General features: G+C 57.8%; 18 protein-coding genes and 1 pseudogene. 8 read left to right on the top strand and 11 right to left on the bottom strand.

Going from position 1 to position 20,985, the window contains the following annotated elements:
• Positions 1-35: 35 nt before the first annotated feature.
• The 4 genes from G9X68_RS22720 to G9X68_RS22705 are packed head-to-tail and all read right to left on the bottom strand — an operon-like array spanning position 36 to position 3,733.
• Entirely contained in the window at positions 36-965 is a 930-nt protein-coding gene (locus tag G9X68_RS22720; protein WP_171604321.1) for a glycosyltransferase family 2 protein, read from the bottom strand.
• Positions 962-1,477: an acyltransferase gene (locus G9X68_RS22715; protein ID WP_171604320.1), complete on the bottom strand. Its 516-nt coding sequence runs from the start codon at positions 1,475-1,477 to the stop codon at positions 962-964. The genes G9X68_RS22720 and G9X68_RS22715 overlap by 4 nt, the downstream gene beginning before the upstream one ends.
• Positions 1,477-2,628 carry a glycosyltransferase gene (locus G9X68_RS22710; protein WP_171604319.1) on the bottom strand — a complete coding sequence of 384 codons (1,152 nt, stop codon included), beginning with the start codon at positions 2,626-2,628 and terminating at the stop codon, positions 1,477-1,479. Before G9X68_RS22710 ends, G9X68_RS22715 begins: the two co-directional genes overlap by 1 nt.
• Before the next feature lie 31 nt (positions 2,629-2,659).
• Positions 2,660-3,733, bottom strand: coding sequence for an endo-1,4-beta-xylanase (locus G9X68_RS22705; RefSeq protein ID WP_171604318.1), 1,074 nt, complete (start codon positions 3,731-3,733; stop codon positions 2,660-2,662).
• Positions 3,734-3,874: 141 nt separating this feature from the next.
• Between G9X68_RS22705 and G9X68_RS22700 the strand changes: the two genes are divergently transcribed.
• On the top strand, positions 3,875-4,315 hold the full coding sequence (locus G9X68_RS22700) for a hypothetical protein (protein ID WP_171604317.1): 441 nt from the start codon (positions 3,875-3,877) through the stop codon (positions 4,313-4,315).
• Positions 4,316-4,345: 30 nt separating this feature from the next.
• Here G9X68_RS22700 and G9X68_RS22695 read toward each other — a convergent pair whose 3' ends face one another.
• Entirely contained in the window at positions 4,346-5,236 is an 891-nt protein-coding gene (locus tag G9X68_RS22695; RefSeq protein ID WP_171604364.1) for a DUF6030 family protein, read from the bottom strand.
• Between the two features lie 308 nt (positions 5,237-5,544).
• Between G9X68_RS22695 and G9X68_RS22690 the strand changes: the two are divergent.
• The 7 genes and pseudogenes from G9X68_RS22690 to G9X68_RS22660 form a co-directional block, all read left to right on the top strand.
• Positions 5,545-5,781: pseudogene (locus G9X68_RS22690) on the top strand (class I SAM-dependent methyltransferase); the annotation flags it as partial.
• A 169-nt stretch (positions 5,782-5,950) separates the two neighbouring features.
• Positions 5,951-6,376 (top strand): helix-turn-helix domain-containing protein, encoded by a 426-nt coding sequence (locus tag G9X68_RS22685; protein ID WP_171604316.1) that lies wholly within the window; start codon positions 5,951-5,953, stop codon positions 6,374-6,376.
• Positions 6,377-6,385: 9 nt separating this feature from the next.
• A complete protein-coding gene (locus tag G9X68_RS22680) occupies positions 6,386-8,233 on the top strand; it encodes a peptide antibiotic resistance protein (protein ID WP_171604315.1) in 1,848 nt (615 codons plus the stop codon).
• 20 nt (positions 8,234-8,253) lie between these two features.
• Entirely contained in the window at positions 8,254-8,466 is a 213-nt protein-coding gene (locus G9X68_RS22675) for a hypothetical protein (RefSeq protein WP_171604314.1), read from the top strand.
• Between the two features lie 42 nt (positions 8,467-8,508).
• Complete coding sequence (locus tag G9X68_RS22670) at positions 8,509-9,717, top strand: YcaO-like family protein (protein ID WP_171604313.1); 1,209 nt, start codon at positions 8,509-8,511, stop codon at positions 9,715-9,717.
• A complete protein-coding gene (locus G9X68_RS22665; protein ID WP_171604312.1) occupies positions 9,714-10,421 on the top strand; it encodes a TfuA-like protein in 708 nt (235 codons plus the stop codon). Before G9X68_RS22670 ends, G9X68_RS22665 begins: the two co-directional genes overlap by 4 nt.
• Before the next feature lie 103 nt (positions 10,422-10,524).
• Positions 10,525-10,773 carry a hypothetical protein gene (locus G9X68_RS22660; protein ID WP_171604311.1) on the top strand — a complete coding sequence of 83 codons (249 nt, stop codon included), beginning with the start codon at positions 10,525-10,527 and terminating at the stop codon, positions 10,771-10,773.
• Positions 10,774-11,295: 522 nt separating this feature from the next.
• Here the strand turns inward: G9X68_RS22660 and G9X68_RS22655 are convergent.
• The 6 genes from G9X68_RS22655 to G9X68_RS22630 all read right to left on the bottom strand — a co-directional run bounded on the left by G9X68_RS22655 (position 11,296) and on the right by G9X68_RS22630 (position 20,916).
• Positions 11,296-11,502, bottom strand: coding sequence for a hypothetical protein (locus G9X68_RS22655; protein WP_003542083.1), 207 nt, complete (start codon positions 11,500-11,502; stop codon positions 11,296-11,298).
• A gap of 1,292 nt (positions 11,503-12,794) precedes the next feature.
• Positions 12,795-13,919, bottom strand: a complete 1,125-nt coding sequence (locus G9X68_RS22650; RefSeq protein WP_171604310.1) for a glycosyltransferase — start codon at positions 13,917-13,919, stop codon at positions 12,795-12,797.
• Positions 13,916-15,670, bottom strand: coding sequence for an ABC transporter ATP-binding protein (locus G9X68_RS22645; RefSeq protein ID WP_171604309.1), 1,755 nt, complete (start codon positions 15,668-15,670; stop codon positions 13,916-13,918). Before G9X68_RS22645 ends, G9X68_RS22650 begins: the two co-directional genes overlap by 4 nt.
• On the bottom strand, positions 15,663-16,739 hold the full coding sequence (locus G9X68_RS22640; RefSeq protein ID WP_171604362.1) for a glycosyltransferase: 1,077 nt from the start codon (positions 16,737-16,739) through the stop codon (positions 15,663-15,665). Before G9X68_RS22640 ends, G9X68_RS22645 begins: the two co-directional genes overlap by 8 nt.
• A gap of 2 nt (positions 16,740-16,741) precedes the next feature.
• A complete protein-coding gene (locus G9X68_RS22635; protein ID WP_171604308.1) occupies positions 16,742-19,741 on the bottom strand; it encodes a trifunctional glycosyltransferase/class I SAM-dependent methyltransferase/polysaccharide deacetylase in 3,000 nt (999 codons plus the stop codon).
• Positions 19,735-20,916 (bottom strand): glycosyltransferase family 2 protein, encoded by a 1,182-nt coding sequence (locus tag G9X68_RS22630; RefSeq protein ID WP_171604307.1) that lies wholly within the window; start codon positions 20,914-20,916, stop codon positions 19,735-19,737. Before G9X68_RS22630 ends, G9X68_RS22635 begins: the two co-directional genes overlap by 7 nt.
• Positions 20,917-20,985: the final 69 nt, after the last annotated feature.

Raw genomic sequence — 20,985 nt, 5'->3', positions numbered from 1 at the left:
CCAACGTGTTTAATTGGTGGCACTGGCTACCCCGTCTATTGTTTCGAAAAGCGCTTGTATCCGCTCCAAAGGCCTCGGAAATAGAAGAATCGCCACTTCGCCCAGAAGCGTTGCTTCCCTTCGGGAAGGATGAAGGTGAGCGGGTACACGAGGCTCCAGAAAAAGCGATTAAGTGCAATATCAGCGGCGAGTGGTACAGGTTTTGGAAACCGGCGCCGGTAGCCCCCCCGATCGCCGATGGCAAAGATGCCATAGGCGAGGCGTTCGGCCCGACGCACCACCCAGTCTTCCGAGACCGTATCGGCCTTGATGGTATGTTCGACCACCGCTTCCGCAACATAATAGGCACTAAACCCGGCCTGGCAGACCCGGGTGGCCATTTCCGTATCCTGCCCCATCGGATAAAGCTTGCCCGGTCGGGGGCCGACGTCCTTATTGTATCGCAAGCCAGCATCGAAGACGGCGCGGCGATACACGGTGTTGGGCCCCCAGACCTCTCCCGGTCCACAGGGCGCGCTGACCGGGTTTTCATTGACCGCATAGGTCGAGCCAAGTGGGACCCACCGACGGAGTTTTGCCGACGGCTCCCGCTCCCAGCGGCCGACGATCTTTCCTGTGAAGACGCCATAGGCGGGATGTGCCGCCGCTGCGTCGATCATTGCCGACAGCCATTCGGGATCGACCGTTACGTCATCGTCGGTGAAGGCAACGAGATCTGACTGATAATGCGGCACGGCTTCATTGAGAGCGTGGGATTTCCCCGGCTCCGCCACTTCTATTATCGTCATCGGCAATATCGCGGCGAACGCCTCGGCTTCCGATCGGCTATTGTCTGTGCAGGCATTTAGAACCATGAGCAGACGCCAGTCGGATTTCGGAAGCGTCAATCGTGTCAGCGATTCGAGCGTCCTACGAAGACGCTTGCCGCCGTTATAGGTTGCGATCACGACGTCGATCTTCGTCATGGCGCGGCTTTTCGAGAATTGTCGATGAGGGTACCCGCATGTTCCGGCGGACGTCCGCTGCCCTCTCTCATGCGTCCGTAACGCGATATGATTTCAATATCGCTGCGGATTATCTTTGCCGGATTGCCTGCCACGAGCGAGCGCGGCGGAACGCTCTTGGTCACCACCGAGCCGGAGCCGATGACACATTCGTCGCCGATCTCGATGCCGGGCAGAATGATGCTGCGGGCGCCGATGAAGCAGCGTTTGCCTATCCTTGTGTGAAGATAGAGCCCGCGTGTGAGATCGTGGGTGAGAATGGCTGCTTCAAATGCAACGTAGGTTTCGGCGCCGATATGCAATCCCTTGGGGTTGGTCTTGTCGAAACGAACGCTCAACGAGAAGCTTGCCGTCGGATCAATGTCCATTCCCCAGAATTTCGTGTAATAGAGCCATTTGGCCTTCACAATTCCGTTCCGAAGTGGCCGAAACACGTTCAGTCCCCACTTCGGCTTTTTTCCTGTCTGCACCATCAAGTCCGACCCCGGCTGGAAAATTCGTCTAGCACGGAACTGTAATAGTCCTCGAGCATCCCCGTTTGGCGACGTAAGTCGAAACGCTCGGCCACCAGAAGCGGTGCCCGCGCGCTAAAGGCTGTCCACAGAGCCTGGTCGTTGAGCAGCCTTCCGACCGCCTCCGCCATTCCCGCGACATCCCGCTCCTCCACGAGATAACCAGTTTTTCCCTCTTCGATCGCTTCGCCCACGCCTCCCGAGCGAAATGCGACGACCGGAGTACCGACGGCTTCCGCCTCGAGATTGGCGAGGCCGAAAGCTTCGGCGTGACCATTGTCGAGGGTCACGCTTCCATGGAGATAAAGCTCCGCACTGGCGAGCAGGTCCCTTATCTCAGTCTGCGACAGATTTTCATGGATCGTGACGCTTGGCAAGGAACGACGCGCCAGTGCTTCGATTTCCTCCTTCAAGGGACCCTGGCCGACCATGACGAATTCGACGGGCGTGCCCGCTGCCGCCACGCGCGAAAGCGCGTCGATCATGAAGCGGTGGCCCTTATAGTCGACGAAGCGCGCGATGGAAACCACCAGCCCCTTTTTTCGAGGGCGAGGCTCCATTTTGAACAGATCGAGATCGATGCCGATATGATGGCGATAGACGCGCTCAGCGCGAAAACCGAGCGCCAGCAGCCGGTCTCGGATGAAATCGGAAACGGCGATGTTCCAGCTGTTCCAGCCTGCCATCTCGCTGCGGCCCTTGGCGAAAAAGCGCACCTGATTGAAGCCGCCCGGTTTTTTCGGATCGCCGCCATAGGTGGCGTCGAAGCCGTGAAACGTCGTGACGAGCGGCTTGCCGGCGGCCCGCGCCAAGGGACCGATGACATAGCCGTTCTTGCCAAAATGGGCGTGAACGAGATCGGCTTTGCCGATCGCGGGAAACAAGAAGGGAAGGCCGATCTGCGGGATTTTCAGAAGCAGTTCGCCGGCCCGTGCAACGGGCGACCGACGGATGTCATGAACCGGAACAGTGGATTTTTTTGTATGGGCCGAAGAAATTCGCGAGCCAGCAAGGATTTCAGCTTCGAAAGAACGAAACGCTACCGCCTGGTTGAGAACAAATGCCTGGCTGGCAGGCAAAAATTTTTCCACATAAATAACAGCTTTTTTCATGAATCTGTTCGCGTCTCCGGTGTCTTGCGCATCACATCGCCTCTATTGCCCGCCGGATACCATCAACTGCACTTCTTGGCGCATTATTTTCGTCGTAGAGATTAACGCGCTTGGTGCAAGCCGTATCAGGATCGGTCTCTTTCTCATCGCGCTCGCCGTATTTTTCCGACATGCCCCATACTGACACGCCTTTCAAGTCGCCATGCTCGGCGGCCACGGTGATCACCTCGCTGAAAATATCGGCGTAGGAGGCCTGCGTGAAGCCTTTGTCGCGGTTCAGGAAGTGGCAGGAAGCATCCAGTTCGGTGATGAAAACGCCGACACCCATGCCTTTCAGCGCCGCGCAGAAGCGCCCCATTCCTTCTGGATCGATCCGGTCGAGGCCGGGGCGGAAATGCGCCTGCAGACCCACCGCATTGATCGGCGTTTTTTTGGCGACGAGATCCTCGACGATTTTCAGGATGCGTGCGCGCTTCTGTTCGAACACGACGGATTTTTTCTCCAGATGTGTTTCGTTGAGGACCAGCGTCGCGCCGGGATTGGCCTGGTGCGCCATGTCGAAACTCATACGGATATAATCGTCGCCAAGAAGGCGTCGGAAAACACAATCCCGCAGATCCGGTGCATCATACTCCAACGGTTCGTTCACCACATCCCATGCATCGATCGAGTTCTTATAGCGAGTGACAACCTGTTTTATATGACGGTTCATGGTCGCCTTAATGGTCTTTGCGTCGGTGATATCCGACACCCAGCCCGGGACGCGATACCAGATCAGCGTATGGCCATAAACCCTCATGTTGTTTTTGCGTGCAAATGCAATCATACGGTCGGCGCTGCCGAAGCTGAAAACCCCCGGTCTCTTTTCCGTCGCATTCCACTTCAGTTCGTTTCGCGGCGTTATTGAATTGACGTTGTCGATGTAGATCTCGGCAGCGATTGGATCGTTGATGTTTTGCAGGTCGATTGCCGATCCGAATCGGAACGACTTCCTATCGGCAAGGACGCGCAGCCCCGCAGCGGCAGGCACCTGTGCCATGGCCTGGCCCGTGCGGATATACAACAGCGCGAGCGGAACCGAGGCGAGGAAACGTCTTCTATTCATTCTATCCCTCACTGTTGGCTTTTTTCATGTCCGCGGGTGGAATCTGAAAGGGCCGGGCTCGTCGGCACCGATCCATCACGGGATTCACGTTCAATTCAGTAGAGTAATGCAACCTCAAATATACTTTCCCCGCAGGGGATATTGTTAGTGCCTGCTAGACTTTTCAGCATATCCCAAGATATAAACCGCTCGGGGAGGGCGCTCGTGATGGAAGATTGGTCCAGCTATCTGATGAGCTATTTTCATATGGCATTTCAAAATGCCGTTTTTTTTATGGCGACCGTTCGAAACGGTCTGTCTCTTCTCGATGACTGGCAGTTCGCAGTCCTTGTTCTCGGCATTATCGGTATCATTTTCCTCCCGTTCGCAGCGCTCGTCAGAATGTCGTGGCGGTTGCGCCGATCGGAAATCGTCATTCGCTCGCTGAACGAAGACCTTGCGCAAGTCACGCAGGACCTCAACGTCGAACGTGTCTGGCGTCTGGCGGGTGGCGACAGCACCGAACGGCCGAGTGCGGACAGTTTGAAAGAGCTCTACAAGATTCTGGCCAGACATCACGACGATGCAAGTCACATGGCGTGATCAGTCCGTGCGTGGCATGAAGCCTAAGACCTAATGCCGATGTTCCTGACTTTCAGCCGGCGCTTCGGTATGGGGCGGCTTGGAGACTGATTCCGGTTGCGCGCTGTCGATCTCGACTGCGGGGTCCGGCAACGGCAGCCATCTTCTGCCGGAAAAATAATTTCTGGTTCTTTTCTGAGGTCCTGAAGTCGCATCCAGCGAGAGCGTGAAGTTGTAATTCCCGGGATTGAGTACCTCGCGGGTGAAGCCGATACTGGCTCCGAAGCCGTCTTCCTTGATGTCCTTCAGATTCTTGATCGCGTTGAGGGTCTCATGAAAATCGAGCCATTGCGGTTGCCGCAGCATGATTTCGAAAATTCGCAGAATGCCGGGATCGAGCTGGCCATTTTCATCGGTCTCGGGATTGATGATTTTCACGCGCATATTGTTGATCGTGCCGGCGGCGTCGCCGCGAACGATGACGAAGATGGAGTTCGGGAGCTGATCCTTCTCCCGCTTGCCGCTCTGCTCGAAAAAGCATTCAAATGTATCGGCGTTGAAACTCGCCGCCGCCCAATCGCTGGTTTCGATGCCGGCATTGCGCAGCGCCGCACACATTGCGGCGCCGGATATCCGCCATGTTCGCAGGAAAGTCGACGCGGTCTGTACAAGCGGCGGTTCGATGATATGGAATGGAAGCGTGAAGGTGGCCGGTGGTGTCGGGCGTGGAAGGGCCTTGGGGGGAGGCGGTCTGACCTCCTGGGGAAAGAGATCGAAGCCAAAATAATGGCTGACCGTCTTTAAGTGTTTCATGTTGTTGGAAAGCAGCACTGTTCCCATGATCAGTGAGAGGGAAATCGTCAGCAGCAACCAGAAGACCACGGGAACCCGCGGTTTCCCCACCGGCTGTTTCGCATATGCGGACGACGAATTATCGGGCAAGCTTGTCTTCTCCGGCGCGTGAGAAGGGGTTTCGATCGGGCTGTCTAAATCCACCAGTATACATTTATCCGTTAAATATCTTTGGCTTCTTGTCGGCAATTGGGCATCTTCATGCCTCGTCATCGGGAAGGGGCGCTACAGATTTCGGCGGAGGCGCCGTAACGCTATTTCAATCGGGAATCTCTAATGTAACTACGGACAATCGCAGTGGCAAACAGCGATGAACTCGCTAATTGGCCTATGAATTGACCATTTTTACATTCGCTTCCTCCTGATTCCCAAAGGTTGTTTTCGTTCCAACTGGGAGGAAAATGGACGACCATTTCATGCGGTTGAAGGAGCATGGGCATATCAAGTTCTGGTCGAAAAACACGCTGAGTACGCTGCTGCTCGATGCCGGATTCGACAATGTTCGTTTTGAGTATGTTGGAAGGATTCCTGTTTTCGCCAAGTCGATGATCGCCGTTGCGCAAAAACCTCCCAGAGAGGATGTCGGAGCGGTAACGATTTCGGATAGCATTCGTCCGCTGCGAAGTGCGCAATAGAGCGCGGCTCCACCCGCGCCAAATGGCGCCGCTGCGATAATCCACAGGTTGTTTTTACTGTGTGCGCTGCTGAAAAAAATCCTTACGAAATATTTACTTTTAGTTGCATTCTTGCTTAAACTCTCCATTATACAGCCGGGCGTGCTGATAAAGCGGGAGACTTATTCACATGAAGGCTAAATCGCCGAATTCGATTGACGTCTATGTTGGCAACCGCGTGAGAGTTCGACGAAAGACGCTCGGGATGACCCAGAACGGCTTGGCCGAACTTCTGGGCATTACCTTCCAGCAGATCCAAAAATACGAAAAGGGAACGAATAGAATAGGCGCCAGCCGTCTTCAGCGCATATCCGAGATTCTTCGCGTGCCCGTCGGCTTTTTCTTCGAGAACGGCGGCTCCGGGCCGATCGATGCCGCGACGAATGAATTGAACAGCTTTTTGTCCTCGAAGGAGGGGCTGGCGCTCAACAAGGCATTCATCGCCATCGAGGACCCGAATATCAGGCAAAAGCTGGTGGCGTTGGCCAAAAGCCTGGCAGTCGCGGGATTGCCTGACAGTGACAGTGAGTTGCAAGATTCGGTTGTGAACAGCTGAGGACGGATCGTGCTTCATCTGCAGACATTCGGCGATCTGCGGTTGATCGAGACGAATGGCGACCCGGTTCGCTATCCGATCAAGGGCCTGTTGATGATGGCCCATCTCTATGCCGGCGCGAGCCATGAACTCAGCCGTTATGAATTGGCTCAGTTTCTATGGAATGACGTCGAACCCGAGCTGGCGCGGCTCAATCTGCGCAAGCTGCTTTCCCGCATCCGCGAGACAGACGGCGGACGCGCCGAAATACCCTTCGATTTCACCGCCACCACCGTTCGTCTCAACATGCAGGCAGTTTCCAGCGATCTGGACATTTTTCGCGCCGGCGGTTCGCCGCTGGAGCGGCTGAACGCGATCGCCGAACTGACCCAGCGTGGGTTCATCGGAAACATCAAGCCAGCGACAAAGCTGATAGACGCCTGGATCAGGGCGCAACGGGACGCTCAGGCGCTGCAATTGCGGCAGGCATTGCTGGATGCGTTGCCGGATGCGCAAGAGCCCGGCGCTGCGCGCTCCATTTCCGGCGCCGCCCTGCAGATCCTCGAACGGGATCCGAATGACGAGCAGGTCAGAGTCCTGCTGCACCGGCTATCCGGCGGCTCGTCCCTCAGCGGGAGATTGCCGAACGACGACGGCCATGCCAGGGTGCAGGTGAACCGTTCCGAGGCCGGCGGTGAGACAACTGCCGACATCGAACGCGTATCGCAGGCGCCGCTGATCCTACCTCGGCTGGTGCTGCTTCCCCCGACATCGAAACATGCCGATGCCGGGCTTGCGCTTGCCAACGCCTTGATCGAAGACGTCACCATCGAACTCTGCGCGCTCAGAAACATTTCCATCGTAGCACCCCATACGGCCGGCCAGATCCGCCGCGACTCCGAGAAGGCTGCCGTGGTCGCTCGTCACTCGATCGCCTATCTTCTGGATACACGGCTTTCCGAAGAGGGATTATTCGCCCAACTGGTTTATTTTCCCACGGACGAGATTATCTGGGCCAATCGCTTTGTGATGACGCCCGATATATTGCCGCGTCAGAGACGGCTGATCGCGCAGCAATTGACCATGTCGGTGGCCCGCGAGCTGGATGAAAACGAGGAAGAGCGCTTAGGCTTCGAAGCCAATCCTCAGGCCTATCACGCCTATCTGGTCGGCTCGAGCCTGATGGGCAAGTTGACATTGCCGCATATCCGCCGGGCCCGAAAAGCTTTCAAGCAGTCGCTGTCGCATAAGGCGGATTTCTCTCCGTCATTTACCGGGCTGGCGAGAACCTTCACCAGCGAGTGGCTCGTGAGGGCGCAGGGAAACAATGAGCTGCTGCATCTGGCGGAGCAGAACGCGCTTCGGGCCATCGAGCGGGATCCGGCATCGGCGGCGGGCCATCGCGAGCTTGGGGTCGCCAAACTCTATCTCGGCGATGTCGATGCCAGTGTCGCCGCACTTGATCTGGCGGAACAACTCAGCCCGCATTTTGCCGATGTCATCTACAGCCATGCAGACACGCTCGTGCATGCATCCCGCCCCGGCGACGCGCTCGCCAAGATCAAGAGAGCGATTTCGCTCAATCCGATCGCGCCTGACGCCTATCTCTGGTGCGCTGCGGGAGCGAGCTTCTTCCTGGAACAGTACGAGGAGGCCATCGCCTATGTCGAGGCGATGAAAGACAAGGCGCCGGCCCATCGCATCGCCGCGGCCAGTTGCGCAATGATCGGCGATCGAAAACGGGCGCTGTTCCATCGGCAACGGGCCGAAAGCATCAACCCGGTCTTCGACGTCGAGAAGTGGCTCGCCGTCGTTCCCTTCAAGGAAGATTGGCAAAAAGAGCTTTATCGGGAGGGCCTGCTGAAGGCCGGTTTTTAACAATAGCTGAGGGGCATTACATGGCGAAAGCTGTCATTATAGGTATACCCGGTGAAGCGGGTCTCTGGCTTGCCGATCTCGACGCGGGTACGGTCAAACCTCTCAATCCGACGGGGGAATTGGCGACTGTAAACGGCTTGCGCAAGGCCGGCGGCACATTCGTGAAGGGCGTCGACCTCGCCGTCGCGGTTTCCTCGGCGCAGGTTGCCCTTTCCGGTCACGTCGACGGCTGAGCCGGCATTCTGACGCACCGGTCCATATATTCCGACAGGGTCATGTCGCCGCGGGAAACCCTTTCCCGCGTCGAGCCTCTTTTGGCCGGGTTCGGCATTACCAGGGTTGCGCGACATACCGGACTGGACGATATCGGAATCCCCGTCTGGTGCGCATACGCCCCGAATTCCCGCTCGATCGTGATTGCCCAGGGAAAGGGCCTGACCGATCTCGATGCCAAAGTATCCACCGTCATGGAAGCTCTCGAACGGGCGGTCGCCGGCGAACCCTCCGTCGATGTCGTCCATGGCACCTCTTCCTGTCTGCAGGCGATGGGGCACACGACCGACACGCTGAACTGCCTGACCGCTGTCCATAAACCCGATCTCGGACCGGACGAGGAGACGGAATGGGTTGCCGGCGTCAATATCCTCACCGGCGAAGAGGTCTATATCCCCTTTGAAGCGGTGGTGCTCGACCGCACACGGGACGCGCGATACTGGATGTCTTCGGACGGCCTGGCCTCGGGAAATAATGTCGAGGAGGCGATCTTTCACGGCGTCCTGGAGCGTATCGAGCGTGACGCCCATGTGTTGTGGCAGGTCGGCGGCGAAGCCGATCGTTATACTGGCTGCATCGATCCCCGCGGCTTTAAGGACGGCGCCCTCACCGGGTTGATCGACAAGATCGAAACATCGGGATTGGCGCTCAGGCTCTTCGATATCACCAGCGACATCGGGATCCCTTGTTTCACCGCCATGCTGGGTCCCGGGGATCTCCTTCTAGGCCCCCAGGATCTTCACGGCGCCGGGGATACTAGGCTTGGGGACATTCGCCTCGTCGAGGTGACCGGCGGTACCGGGGCTCATCCGTCTCCCGTCCGCGCGGCCATTCGGGCGGTGACGGAAGCTGTGCAATCCCGGCTGACCTATATCAGCGGAGCCAGAGACGATATTTCTCCCGCAACTTTCTCGCGATGCCTGCCGCCGCTGATGCGGCAGGCCTTCGATGCCGTTGTCGCGCCGCCCGCAGCGACTATCGGCAGTGACGGGGTGGTCGGACATCGGCAACAGGATCTGGCGCAGTTGCTGCAGCAGGTGCTCGACGCGCTCAGAAACAGGGGGATCGCTTCGGTGATCGCCGTGCGCCTCAGCCAGGACACGCTTCCGTTTAGTGTTGTCAAGATTGTCATTCCCGAACTCGAAAATCCGGAGGGGGAGCGCGCCCGGCGGTTTGGAACGCGGGCGCTTGCCAGGGCAATAGGATTTTGAAGCTCATTTTCGCAGGTCCCAGTCTTCCCGACGCGGCGTCGCTTGCCGGCGAGGGGATACGCGTGTTGCCGCCTGCCACGCAAGGCGATGTCCTGCGTGCGGTGGAGCAAGGTGCGAATGTCATCGGCCTGATCGACGGCGGCTTCGAATATGCCGCACCGGTTTGGCACAAGGAAATTCTCCATGCCCTGTCGTTGGGTGTCGCGGTTTTCGGGGCGGCAAGCATGGGCGCGTTGCGCGCTGCCGAATGCCATCCGTTCGGCATGATCGGGATCGGCCGCATTTTCGAAGACTATCGCACCGGCCGGCTGGTCGACGATGCCGCCGTCGCGCTCACGCACGCGCCGAGCGCGCTGGGCAGCAAGCCGCTGACGGTACCGCTCGTCAATGTCAGCGCTACGCTCGATGCGATGGAGGATCGCGGACTGCTGGAAAGTCGGTTGCGCCAACAACTCGAAGATGCCGCAGGCGCAATATTCTTCAAGAAGCGAACGTGGCGGGCGGTCGTCGAGCAATGTGCAGGGCTGGCCGAGCCGGATCGTGCGGACTTGCTGGCGGCACTTCTGTCGAACGCCGTCGATCAAAAACGCATCGATGCCTTGGAGTTATTGAAAGCCGTACAGGAAGTCCGCGACATTCGCTCGAACGGGGATCTGCCCTGGAAACTGCACGACACCCCGTTCCGGACGCGCCCTGCATTGTGAATCGAATCCGGCAATTGTCACCGAGGGTTGTGTCACGCTTTTTTCACGGGCTGGATCACCTCCACACGCGTATCATTCCTTCAATTCATTGGAGAAATGGGGCATGGGCGTGACATCGGTTGTCAAGATAGAAGCAGACCAAGGGGCGGAAGACGGTCTGGAAGAGCTCGTCGCGTTGGCGCGGATGATCGCCTATGCGCGACAGGTCGCTCAGGATGTCAAACTGCAGTTCGCGACGAATTGTCTCGACCTTGCGCTCGAGGCCGTGAAGCAGGAAGTGGGGGAGGGTTTGACCAGGGAACTGGGCGAATTGAGTTCTCCGGTGCCGCAAGTGAGTGTGAGAAGTCATTAGTACGGCGCGTCCGATCGCACGCGCCGGGGACACTCCAGCGGTTTCAAACCCGCGCATAACCCCGAAAATCAACTTCGATTTTCGGGGTTATTGCATGCGCTTGCGCGCAACCGAGCAGTCGCCAATCGAACCGGGGCCGTTTGTTTCAATCGTCGGGAGACAACGGCTGAAACGCAAGCCCGGTGTGTGTACCGATGCTCTCGGCGTTTCACTCTCGGCTTGGCGTCAATTTGTAGGCTAAAGCAAAAGTGTGCAGCGGTTTTGCGACAACGACATGCGCAAAAACAAAGACCTAAAGCGCCGGGGCGACTCTGAAAGATTGCGACGCGCTTTAGCGAAGCCCGGCTCGTTGCCTGGCTCGGCGGTTGGAGTTTTTCTGGAGCTATTCGACATTCCATCCCATGGACGGCTTCGAAGCGAGTGGTAAACGATCCCGTTGACGTTGCCTCCGGGCAGGGAGGCGGCGCGATTTCGACTCAATGTCTTCTGCACGACCAGCCGATTGGCGGCCGACCCTTCATCTTAATGGGTCAGGTTACGCTTCTGGGCCAGCAGCAGAATGTAGTCGTCGGCGATGTCGGCGATGGCCATTGCGACTTCCGCTGGATCGCATCCCTCGACCTTTGTATTTGCAATGAACTGATAAACCGCCTTCTCGATCTGCTTCCGGCAGATCATCACGCGCTCATCGTAACCAAATTCCGGAATCTGCGATGCTATATCACTCATCAGGTCGGCTCCCTCACTACTTACAGTGACCATGACACAAATTATAAGTTGAGCAAGCAAATGCTTTATGAAGGGTTAATTCACTGCCGAGGTGCGACCATTTCGACACAGGTTAGAACGTGTTACGGCCCCCGAGGTGTTGATCTGGGACTGGGCCGCTTTCACCAGACATGAAAGTTGTTTCGTATTGGGAGGCGCGCCAACGAAGACGGCGCACTTTTTGCGCCGCGGGCTTTTCAGTTACGGGTACAGGACCAGATGCCGAATTGAAATGACAAGTGTGATGCAGCCAGTTGAGGAACTGATTGAGACTGCGGCGAACGATGAAATCGTTTGCCTTAACAATACCTTATGGACCCCGATCTTCAGTGCCGTCATCCGCGGCATTGAAATTGCATCGCCAGCTTCTCGATTCATGGCCATCCCGGATCGTTGGGTCATCGGTTGTGACAACCTCCCCAATGACGCGGTAAGTTGCGAGTTGGCTGAGAACCCAAGGCGGAAGTAACTTTGATATATTTTCCGCGCCCTCGCTAAAGGTAAATTCGAGTTCATCGAAATTAAGGTTAGAATAAGTCGCGACTAATAAACGATGTATCAAGTAAAAATTTATCAAAAGGTAAAATTATGAATTTCAGACAGAGGTTGTATTTAAATATCAATTATAAGACGACTAAAATTATGCTAATTGATAATCACGGGAAGTGCCTGTTCGAAAAGCGATGACGATACTTGCGCAGCTCTAGCGGATAATAATATCGTCTTCATGATGCTTGCTAGCTGCTGCAGTTTCATTGCAGTTGCGAAAGCATCCGGAGATACAAATATTGTCAGGAATAGCCGGGTGCTATGACGGTCACTTGCTGGTGATGCGGGATTTTCTCATCAAGCCGATCTCAACAACTTCTATTGCCATCCGAAGCGTGATCTATTTGGGCTGATGCAGCGATAACAGCGACTGCATTTGTGGCAACGGGCCATCAAGCAAAGTTGAGGACCCGCCGGGGTGGGTGACGGGTCCTCCGGTAGGAATGTATGCACGTGCGCAGGTATGATTACAGTAAAACTTGGTATTGTCACAGATTATTATTGGGGTTATTTGTTTTTTCTCACATCTTGTTCGCTTTTACTAATTGCCATCCTGCTGGAATATTAAAGGTCGTAATACAAAATAGCGAGATAGTCGCAACGCCGATTGACGTGATGGGTAGGTAAACCTTTAGATATTTGAGCAGCCGAGCGAAAACTGCCGTCAGCGCCGGCGCCACCGACAGACGTGAAGCGGGCAGGCATCAAGTCTCGTGCGACAAGGTCGCCGCAGAGCATTCGCCGGACCGATCAATCTCCGACAAATGCCGGAACAATGCCTTCGTTTTGAGGGCCGACCAACCGCCAAGCAATGGGACAAGTGGGTCTATCTCTTCGAATTTCCTAAAATTCTTTTGCTTTTGTTCCCGGACCGGCCATGCTTTGGGCAATGCCCTGCGTGCGGCTCTGTTGGCCTTTGAAAGGATCAATTTGAATATGAGCTCGGAAGCAAGCATTGGGCTATGACGGTAAATGTGCTTGAGTGAGGTCGCGGCGCGGCGCCAATCTTTCAAAGCGGCAAATCTTGAAAATGCATAAAGATGCGCCGACGCGCGGGCGCAATTGACGACAAAAGCCGGAAGCTGTGGATTGCGCGCGATACACTGCTCGTTCACAGATAGAAGCGATCGAGCCATACGTGATTTATCTGCAGACATGGATTCGGAGTGAATCCGATAACCCACCAGGCCAAGCGGCACCGTCTCGATCTTGAAATGTTCAGCCGTACGGAGTTCAAAATCGAAATCCTCGCATCCTCCAATACCCTGCATGGCATAGCTTGAATCGTAGCCGCCGATCTTGTCAATGACAGCGCGGCGAACCATGAAGCCGCTGCCATTGCCGACGAAGCGGAACACGAGATGACGGTTGAAAATGTTGCCCCGGGCGCTTAGCGACGAACCGGATCTCGTGCAATATCCCTGGGCATCGATGAAATGGTGAAGGGCATAGACCGCGCCCCAGGTCTCCGGCAGGGGATGGAGAGCCGAAAGCATTCTTTCGATATAGGTCGGATGCCATAGGTCGTCGGCATCGAGGAAGGCGATATAGTCGGATTTCGATGCTTCAATCCCGGTGTTGCGGGCCGAGGCGACGCCACGGTTTTCAGTCGAGACAATCCGGATCCTTGGATCACTCGCGGCAAAATGGCGACAGATCGAGGTTGTGTCGTCCGTCGAGCCGTCGTCGACGATGACGATCTCCAGCGCCTTGTGGGTTTGGTCGATGACGGACTGGAGCGTCTGGGCAAGGTAGTCTCTGGCATTGTGGGCGGGGATCACGACGGCCACCCGAATCCCGGACATCGTTGACATATCCATCTCCTTCACCCGAGCTTCGACGTGGCAGCGGGGGGGCGGAGATCGATCCGATTCTTCATCAGCCTGGCGACAGCGGGCCGATGGCTAACGACGATCAGCGTTCTGCCAGGATCTTCTTTCATCGCCGAAAACACCTGCATCTCGGTACTTTCATCGAGCGCGCTCGTGGCTTCGTCCAGAATCAGGATTTGAGGCCGGCCCGCGAGCGCCCGCGCCAAGCCTATGCGTTGCCTTTGTCCACCCGACAGCCGGATCGCCTCGTCGCCCAGCCATTCATCGAAGCCATCCGGCAGATTTTCGATGAATTCTGTGGCGCAGGCCACATCGGCGGCCCAGCGGATGTCCTCCTCCGAGATATCGCGACGGAACCGGATGTTGTCGAAGACGGTGCCTTCCATTAGTTCGACATCCTGACCCGACACCGAGAGCAGTTGCAGCCAGCTGGAGTGGTCGATGGTTGCCAGGTCCCTGCCGTCGACCGTGATCATGCCTTGTGTCGGTCGGTTGAGATCGAGAATCATGTTGAGAATTGTCGTCTTGCCGGAGCCGCTTGGCCCCGTCAGAGCCGTCGTCTCGCCGGCCCGGATCGAGAAGCTGAGGCGATGAACGGCCGGCGCGTTCGTGTGCTCATAGGTGAAGGAGACATCGCGGAAGACAATCGCCTCCGCCAGGCGGCTTACCTTCTCCCCTGGCGAGGTCTGCTTGATGTCATCCTTCTCTGAAAGCAGCCCCAGGACCTTTTGCAGCGACGCTTCCATCTCGTAGAGGCTGAGAATCTGGGAGTCGAACCCCTTGATATGCGGCTGAAGCCTGTAAAGAAGGATTGTGGCCGAGAGCGCCGCCTTGAAATCGACCGGCAGGAATTCCGAGGACAGAATGATCGTCAGGATGACCCCGAAGGTCAGGATATCGCTCACAAGCGAGGTCGTCGCGCCCATCCAGTCCGACCGGCGCCAAGTCCGGCCGACCTCCCTGGAAAGCGCCGCGAAGAGTTGCTGGTGGCGCTTCTCGAGGCCGAAGCTTTTGACGGCCTTCGCAGTCTGCAGCGTTGTCCAGCTCAACTGCGTCAACGCTTCCACCGCAGCCACCGCAGAGGCGCCCAGCCGCCGGTAGGCGCCGGCAAAGAAACCCAATGCGAAATTATGAATGAAGCCGAAGGCGAGCCCGAGCAAGGCGATCGGCCAGGCCATCACCACCATGCCGATGCCGAAGATCACGATCGTGCCGAAATTGACCCCCAACCGCACCAGGCTGGCATGAGCCGAAGACACTGCGTAGGATTCGGTGGCGATGACGTTGATCAGGTCGCTACGCTCATAGTCCTGAAATCGCTGAAACGGAATGGCCAAAACCTTGGCGTAGAGACGCTCCCGCATCCTGTCGCTAATTCGGTGGTTGATCGCGCTCGCAATGAGCGAGTTGGCGCATCCGAGAAAAATCCGCAGGAGGATGGAGCCGATGAGAATGCCGACCAGGATCGGCTTCGAAAGACTGAGGTCGATGTTGCCGAAAAAGGCTGGAAGCCACGCAATGGAGGACCCGGAAACGGGGCCTTGCTGCCCGAGAAGAAAGACCAGGCTGACCAGGAGGGTTATCCCGATCATCTCCGACAGCCCGGTGAGAATTCCGAGGATGATCATCACCGTCATCTTGAGCCGCAGCGCCGGCACGAGTTGCCGAAGCTCGCGGAACCGAGCCGTCACGATCAGATTGTAGGTGGTGGCCGGTCTGGCGGATGCAGGTTTTCGAAACCTATTCATTGTCGGCCACCCGCTGAGCGATGGAACTGGGCGCTTCCCTGGCCGGCAGGCCGGCGAAACGATCGCGGAAAGCTGTTCCGGCTTGCGGGATGGCCGCGGCGAAGCGGATTTTAGGCCGGGCCGGGGGCTTGCCCAGGGCGCGCCTCGCCACCCTTATGCCGTGGAGCTTTGCCTGCCGCCATCCCTGCTGCAGGCCGTGGATGATCAGTCGTGAGGGGTATTTGCTCACCATCATCGGCACCAGCTTTTTGAGCTGCGCATAATCGTTGTCGACAAACGCCTTTTTGAAATACCAGGAGGCGGTGTTGAATTCAGCCGTCCGGATGTCACGCTCAAGATGTGGATAGCGGGCGATGATCGGCGCCATCACCAGGGCGTGGGACTTCAGCATCCGATAGGCATTGCTGGACATGTTTCCCCTGGTGAAACGATAGCCGGTCAGAAAATCCGGAACCAGCGCGAAGGGCAGCGTCTCGGCGAGCGCCAGATAAAGTTTCAGATCCTCACAGCCCTCGGCGCCGTTGTCGCGCAGGTCGGCGTCATAGCCGCCGCAGCGAAGGATCTCTTCCCGTGGCATCAGCGGCGTGCTGCCATTGCCGATGAAGTTTTCCCGCAGCAGCGGCTCGAAGATATTTCCTTGATGCATGACCGGGCGTGAATGGCCGAAAATGATGCCGTTTTCGTCGATCGCGGCATACCAATTATAGGCAACCCCGTTTCCATCGGGAAATTTCAGCACCGCCTCGAGTTGGAGCTCGATCTTGCTCGGATGCCACACATCATCGGCATCGACAGGGGCTATGTAGAGGCCGCGCGCCTTCCTGACGCCGTGGTTGCGCGCCCGCGCAACCCCGCCATTGTCCTGACGGAGAACACGGACACGGCGATCAGTCAGGCTGTAGTCGCGCGCAAGATCGAAGGTGCCGTCCCGCGATCCGTCGTCGACCACCAGGATTTCGAGCTTGTCGTAGGACTGGGCAGAGACGCTTCGCAATGTTTCGACAAGCGTCTTCTCGGCATTGTAAGCCGGTATGACGATGGTGACCAAAGGGGACGCTGCGCCTGATATTGTCATCCGATAAAAGCTCCCGGCAGGCCGATGAGCTCGGGGAAGGCCTCTAGCGGGCGATCCCCACGCACCTCGAAGCGCGGCAGAGCGAAGAGATTATCGGAGAAGGTGGCCTTCGCCGGCCGTGTCGTGAAGCCGACGCCATAGCCGGCAAGCGCCAGAATGCCCGGGACCCTGAAGTCAGTCGCGCCATAGGGAAGTGCGATGGATTCCACCGGGGCGCCCAGCCGGCTCTGCAGCGCGTCGCGCGATAACATGGCCTCGGCCAGCAGGGCCTGGTTGTCCATCGCGCCGGCTGGCGTGTGGGATGCGAGGTGGGAGCCGAAGCTGATGCCCTTTTTGTGCAGTTCCTGAATATCCGGCCATGCCATCAGCGCCGCAGGCTCTCCATGGGCGGAATCCCAATCTGACCGACCGCCGACTTTATCGGTCACCACGAACACGTCGGCGCTGAAATCATTCTCGGCAAGGGTCGGGTAGGCGTTCGTCTGGAAATCCAGATAGGCGTCGTCGAAACTCAGCATCACTGGCCGGCCCTGGATCGGCTTGCTGCTGTGCAGAAGATTTGCCAGGTTCTGCGCGGTCACGCTGTAATAGCCCTGTCGCCTCAGGAACTGCATCTGTTTGCGGAAGATCTCCGGCGGCGTGCAGAAGCGTCGGAGTGCGGCGGGGCCGTCCTCTGCGATCCTGTGATACATCAGAATGGGAACCGAGGTGGTTACCTCCGTCTTCCATGCCGCCTCGCGCCCGATGCCCGCCGGTCCGCAGATGATGTGCTTTGCCACATCCGTATCCAATGGGGCTCCATGCGCTTCGATCCGTAGGGCGGGATCGGCCACGGCACCTTTCCTGAATCGGTGGATGGCGTAAAGCTCGGTGTCGATCGTCTCTTCCAGGGCGAGGCCGGCCTGTGCGGCAAAAACCCGTTTGATCGTCTCGACACCGAAAGGATGGCCCCAATCGAAACCGGTTCGGCCGGGTTCGTCCTGGCGGATATGCGCGTGGGCAGTGATCAGGTAGCCGTCCGGCTTCACTGCTGCGGCCATCTTCCGGCAGACGGCCGCAAGCATCTCCTCATCCTTCATATAATAGAGGACTTCGGAACAGATAACGAGATCCTGCTCGGGCGGAACATCGCTTTTGACGAAATCGAGAACGCGAAGCTCGACGTTACCATGGTCGCGGCACCGCTTGGTCGCCCGGTCGATCGCCCGCTGGGAAATATCGGTGGCGGTCAGCCGGCCGACCTTTGGCGCCAGCTTCTCGGTAAAGATTCCTTCGGCGCAGGCAAGTTCGAGGGCCCTTTCGATCCCTTCCGGGATCAGGCTCAACGTCTGCGCATATTTGACTTGCTCGTAGACCGAGATGTAATTCCACGGATCCGGGCGTTCGAACATATGCTCCCAGTATTCCTCTTCCGACTGAGTGGGAGCAGTCTGTTTTCTCTTCTCCGACCGTGGCTCGGGGGAGTTTCGAAACCGCGGTGCCAGCCGATGTTCGAAATCCCGCAGGATTTCGGAAAGCCGGGCGTCATTGTCCTGTTTGTCGCCGGGCGCTGCGGCGAGGAGGGCGTCGCGGCCGATACGCACCAGAAGCCGTTCGAGCCGTCCGCGCCGGCCGCTGCGAATGATCAAATCGCCGAAGGCTCGGTAGCCGCGCAGCGCCTCCCTTGTCCACGAACCGGCATAGGCGAGCGTACGCGGCGTCTGCAGGTGCTCTTCGGCCTGCATCTCATGCATGATCAGCCGGATCTGCGCCTGGATCGAAAGATCGCCCCAGATTGGCCCGACAAAGGTGCCGACATGTTGTCCGCCGGAAAAGGCATGCATGATCAGCGTGTCGGCTTGCTCCGCCTTGGAAATCCTGAAAAGCGCGCTGAGCTCGACGCTGACCACCTGAATATTGCCGAGCGTGAAGGATCGCAAAGGGTTGGCGGCGGATAGCTGCCAACAGGCGATCTCGATGATCTTGCGCCCGGTGCCGGGGAAGGAATGCTGCTCAATCAGGCGGATGAGCGAAAGAAAAGCCGGTTGCCATTTGTCGAGGGCATCAATGAGATCGCCAGGCCGGTCGGTCAATAGTCCAGTCCGCAAGCCGTGCATGATCACGTCGACAAGAAAGCTCTCATTGCCCGCCGCATCCGGTATTTCTGGCACAAGTGCTGAAAGGGCTGCGACGTCAGTCGTCGGACTGAACCTAGCTGAAATGGCCCAGCAGAGCATGCGCAACTGGCTGAGCCCGGGCGTCATCCAACCGGTCTGCGATCCTTCGGCCGATAGGCCATGCTGCACGCGCAGAGCTTCGGCCTTCGTGGTGACGGCAACGGCGTCACGCACCAGTTTGAACGGATCGCCGGACAGCGAGCCCGCTTTCATGCGATAGAAGGCGAGGCATTTGTCGACGCGGCGAAATTCGGCGCCTGCGAAGGCCATGCGCAGCCAAAGGTCCCATTCTTCGCCGGTCTGCAAGGTCTCATCCATGCCGCCTAGGTGCTCGAAAAGGCTTTTGGGAAAGACAACCGTATGGATGGCGAGCGCACAAAAAGAGGAGAATTCGCGCTTGGCGGCATCGCCGGTCAGGATGGGCGCCTGTTCCATCGGCATCATGTGACCGTCCGGGGCGACCCGGCGGTAAGCGCAAAAGGCGAGAACCGGTGTCGATGCATCCTCTGCCACCGGCAGCATGCTTTCGATGAAGGTCGGATCCAGCCAGTCGTCGGCATCCAGCATGCAGAGGAGGGGCGCGGCTGCCAGTCTTGCCGCATGGTTTCGCGCCGCGGCTGCGCCGGCATTCGGCTGACGGGCGGGGAGAATGCGGCTGTCCGCTCTTGCGATCGTCTCCAGAACTTCCCAGCTGCGGTCGGTCGAGCCGTCATCGACCACGACCGCCTGCCAGTTCGAGCGCGTCTGCTGCTGCAGGCTGGCAAGACATTCGCCGAGCGTATCGTCTGCATTATAGGCAGGGATGAGGAATGAGATCTCAGGCGTCGCGGCGCTCACCATGCAGGCATCTTCCATCGGCGCAGAACATAGAGAGCGCCGTTTAGGCTTCCGAGCATCTCCTGCTTCAGGAAGAAGTCGTTTGATGTCGCGCCTTTGCGAAGTCGTTTGCGGAGCCTTCCGGCATAGTATTTCGGAAAGGAGATGAGGATGCGCCTGAGATTGCCGTTATGTCCGGTGTTCTGATACTGCACCAGCAGGGCTGCGACATGGCCGCTCATATATTGATGGATCTGTTTGGCGAGCCCCTTCATATCCTTGCGGTGAAAGTGCCAGGAGACCGCCGTCGGCTCGTAGCGGCAGACATGGCCGCGATGAAGCAGCCGGTTCCAATATTCGGAATCGCCCGAGCAGCCGGCCGCTCCCATGTCGAGGCGGACATCGAACAGGCCGATCTCGTCGAAGACCTTGCGGCGGAAGGCCTGGCTTGCGCCGGCACCGATCGTCCAGACCGGAGCGCCGTAACGTGTATCCCGGCGATAGAAGTCCTGATTGAAATCCTGCCGCAGATAGCCCCGGCCGAAACTCCAGTGCTTTTCGAAGATGAACTGTGCCGGCGTAGCGAGTTCTCCGGGAAGGACCAATCCCGTCACGCAGGCGATCTCAGGCAGATCGAACGCCTTCATCAGGTTCTCCAGCCATCGCTGGTGGAGAACGACGTCATCGTCGGTAAAGGCGACGAATTCGGTTTTCGCCGCCCGAACCGCCGCATTGCGGGCATAGTCCAGCCCGACCCGATTTTCACGGACATAGGTGGCACCCGATTCCTCCACGACGCGGCGCGTCGCATCGCCTGTTGAGGCATTGTCGACCACGATGATCTCGACGGGCTCAAGCGATTGTTCGGGGATCGAGGCCAGGCACCGGCGTAGTTCCTCCGGCCGGTCCTTTGTGCAAATCAGAATGCTGACGTCGCGGTTGCGCACAGGGGTTAGCGCGACTTGACGCGCGTGCTCGAGCGTCTCGGGTCGCACGACACGCTGGACTAGTGCCGCCGCCTTCTCGGGCCTTTCGATATAGGCTTGTCCTACGGGAAGACCATCCGACAGAAAGACCACGAGCCCATCGGAGACCGGGGGCGAAACGGCATCAAGGCGAGAGGTGGCGAGATCAAGATAGTGAATTGGTATGGGAAAACTTATATCCCTCAGATCGGACGGAATTGGCTCTCGCATCATTACTCTCTCAATCGCACCGTGAACCTACGTCACCTGCATCCAAGACGCGAGTCTCGAAAGTCATCATGG

The sequence above is a fragment of the Rhizobium changzhiense genome, assembly GCF_013087625.1.
Lineage (GTDB): Bacteria > Pseudomonadota > Alphaproteobacteria > Rhizobiales > Rhizobiaceae > Rhizobium > Rhizobium sophorae.
The sequence above is the reverse complement of the archived record's forward strand: the minus strand, read 5'-3'. Positions and strand labels throughout refer to the sequence as shown.

What these genes read in the sequence shown, in the direction of transcription:
- G9X68_RS22720 (WP_171604321.1), bottom strand. Translation starts at nt 965, where the DNA reads ATGACGAAGATCGACGTCGTGATCGCAACCTATAACGGCGGCAAGCGT.
- G9X68_RS22715 (WP_171604320.1), bottom strand. Translation starts at nt 1,477, where the DNA reads ATGGTGCAGACAGGAAAAAAGCCGAAGTGGGGACTGAACGTGTTTCGG.
- G9X68_RS22710 (WP_171604319.1), bottom strand. Translation starts at nt 2,628, where the DNA reads ATGAAAAAAGCTGTTATTTATGTGGAAAAATTTTTGCCTGCCAGCCAG.
- G9X68_RS22705 (WP_171604318.1), bottom strand. Translation starts at nt 3,733, where the DNA reads ATGAATAGAAGACGTTTCCTCGCCTCGGTTCCGCTCGCGCTGTTGTAT.
- G9X68_RS22685 (WP_171604316.1), top strand. Translation starts at nt 5,951, where the DNA reads ATGAAGGCTAAATCGCCGAATTCGATTGACGTCTATGTTGGCAACCGC.
- G9X68_RS22675 (WP_171604314.1), top strand. Translation starts at nt 8,254, where the DNA reads ATGGCGAAAGCTGTCATTATAGGTATACCCGGTGAAGCGGGTCTCTGG.
- G9X68_RS22670 (WP_171604313.1), top strand. Translation starts at nt 8,509, where the DNA reads ATGTCGCCGCGGGAAACCCTTTCCCGCGTCGAGCCTCTTTTGGCCGGG.
- G9X68_RS22660 (WP_171604311.1), top strand. Translation starts at nt 10,525, where the DNA reads ATGGGCGTGACATCGGTTGTCAAGATAGAAGCAGACCAAGGGGCGGAA.
- G9X68_RS22655 (WP_003542083.1), bottom strand. Translation starts at nt 11,502, where the DNA reads ATGAGTGATATAGCATCGCAGATTCCGGAATTTGGTTACGATGAGCGC.
- G9X68_RS22645 (WP_171604309.1), bottom strand. Translation starts at nt 15,670, where the DNA reads ATGAATAGGTTTCGAAAACCTGCATCCGCCAGACCGGCCACCACCTAC.
- G9X68_RS22635 (WP_171604308.1), bottom strand. Translation starts at nt 19,741, where the DNA reads ATGGTGAGCGCCGCGACGCCTGAGATCTCATTCCTCATCCCTGCCTAT.
- G9X68_RS22630 (WP_171604307.1), bottom strand. Translation starts at nt 20,916, where the DNA reads ATGATGCGAGAGCCAATTCCGTCCGATCTGAGGGATATAAGTTTTCCC.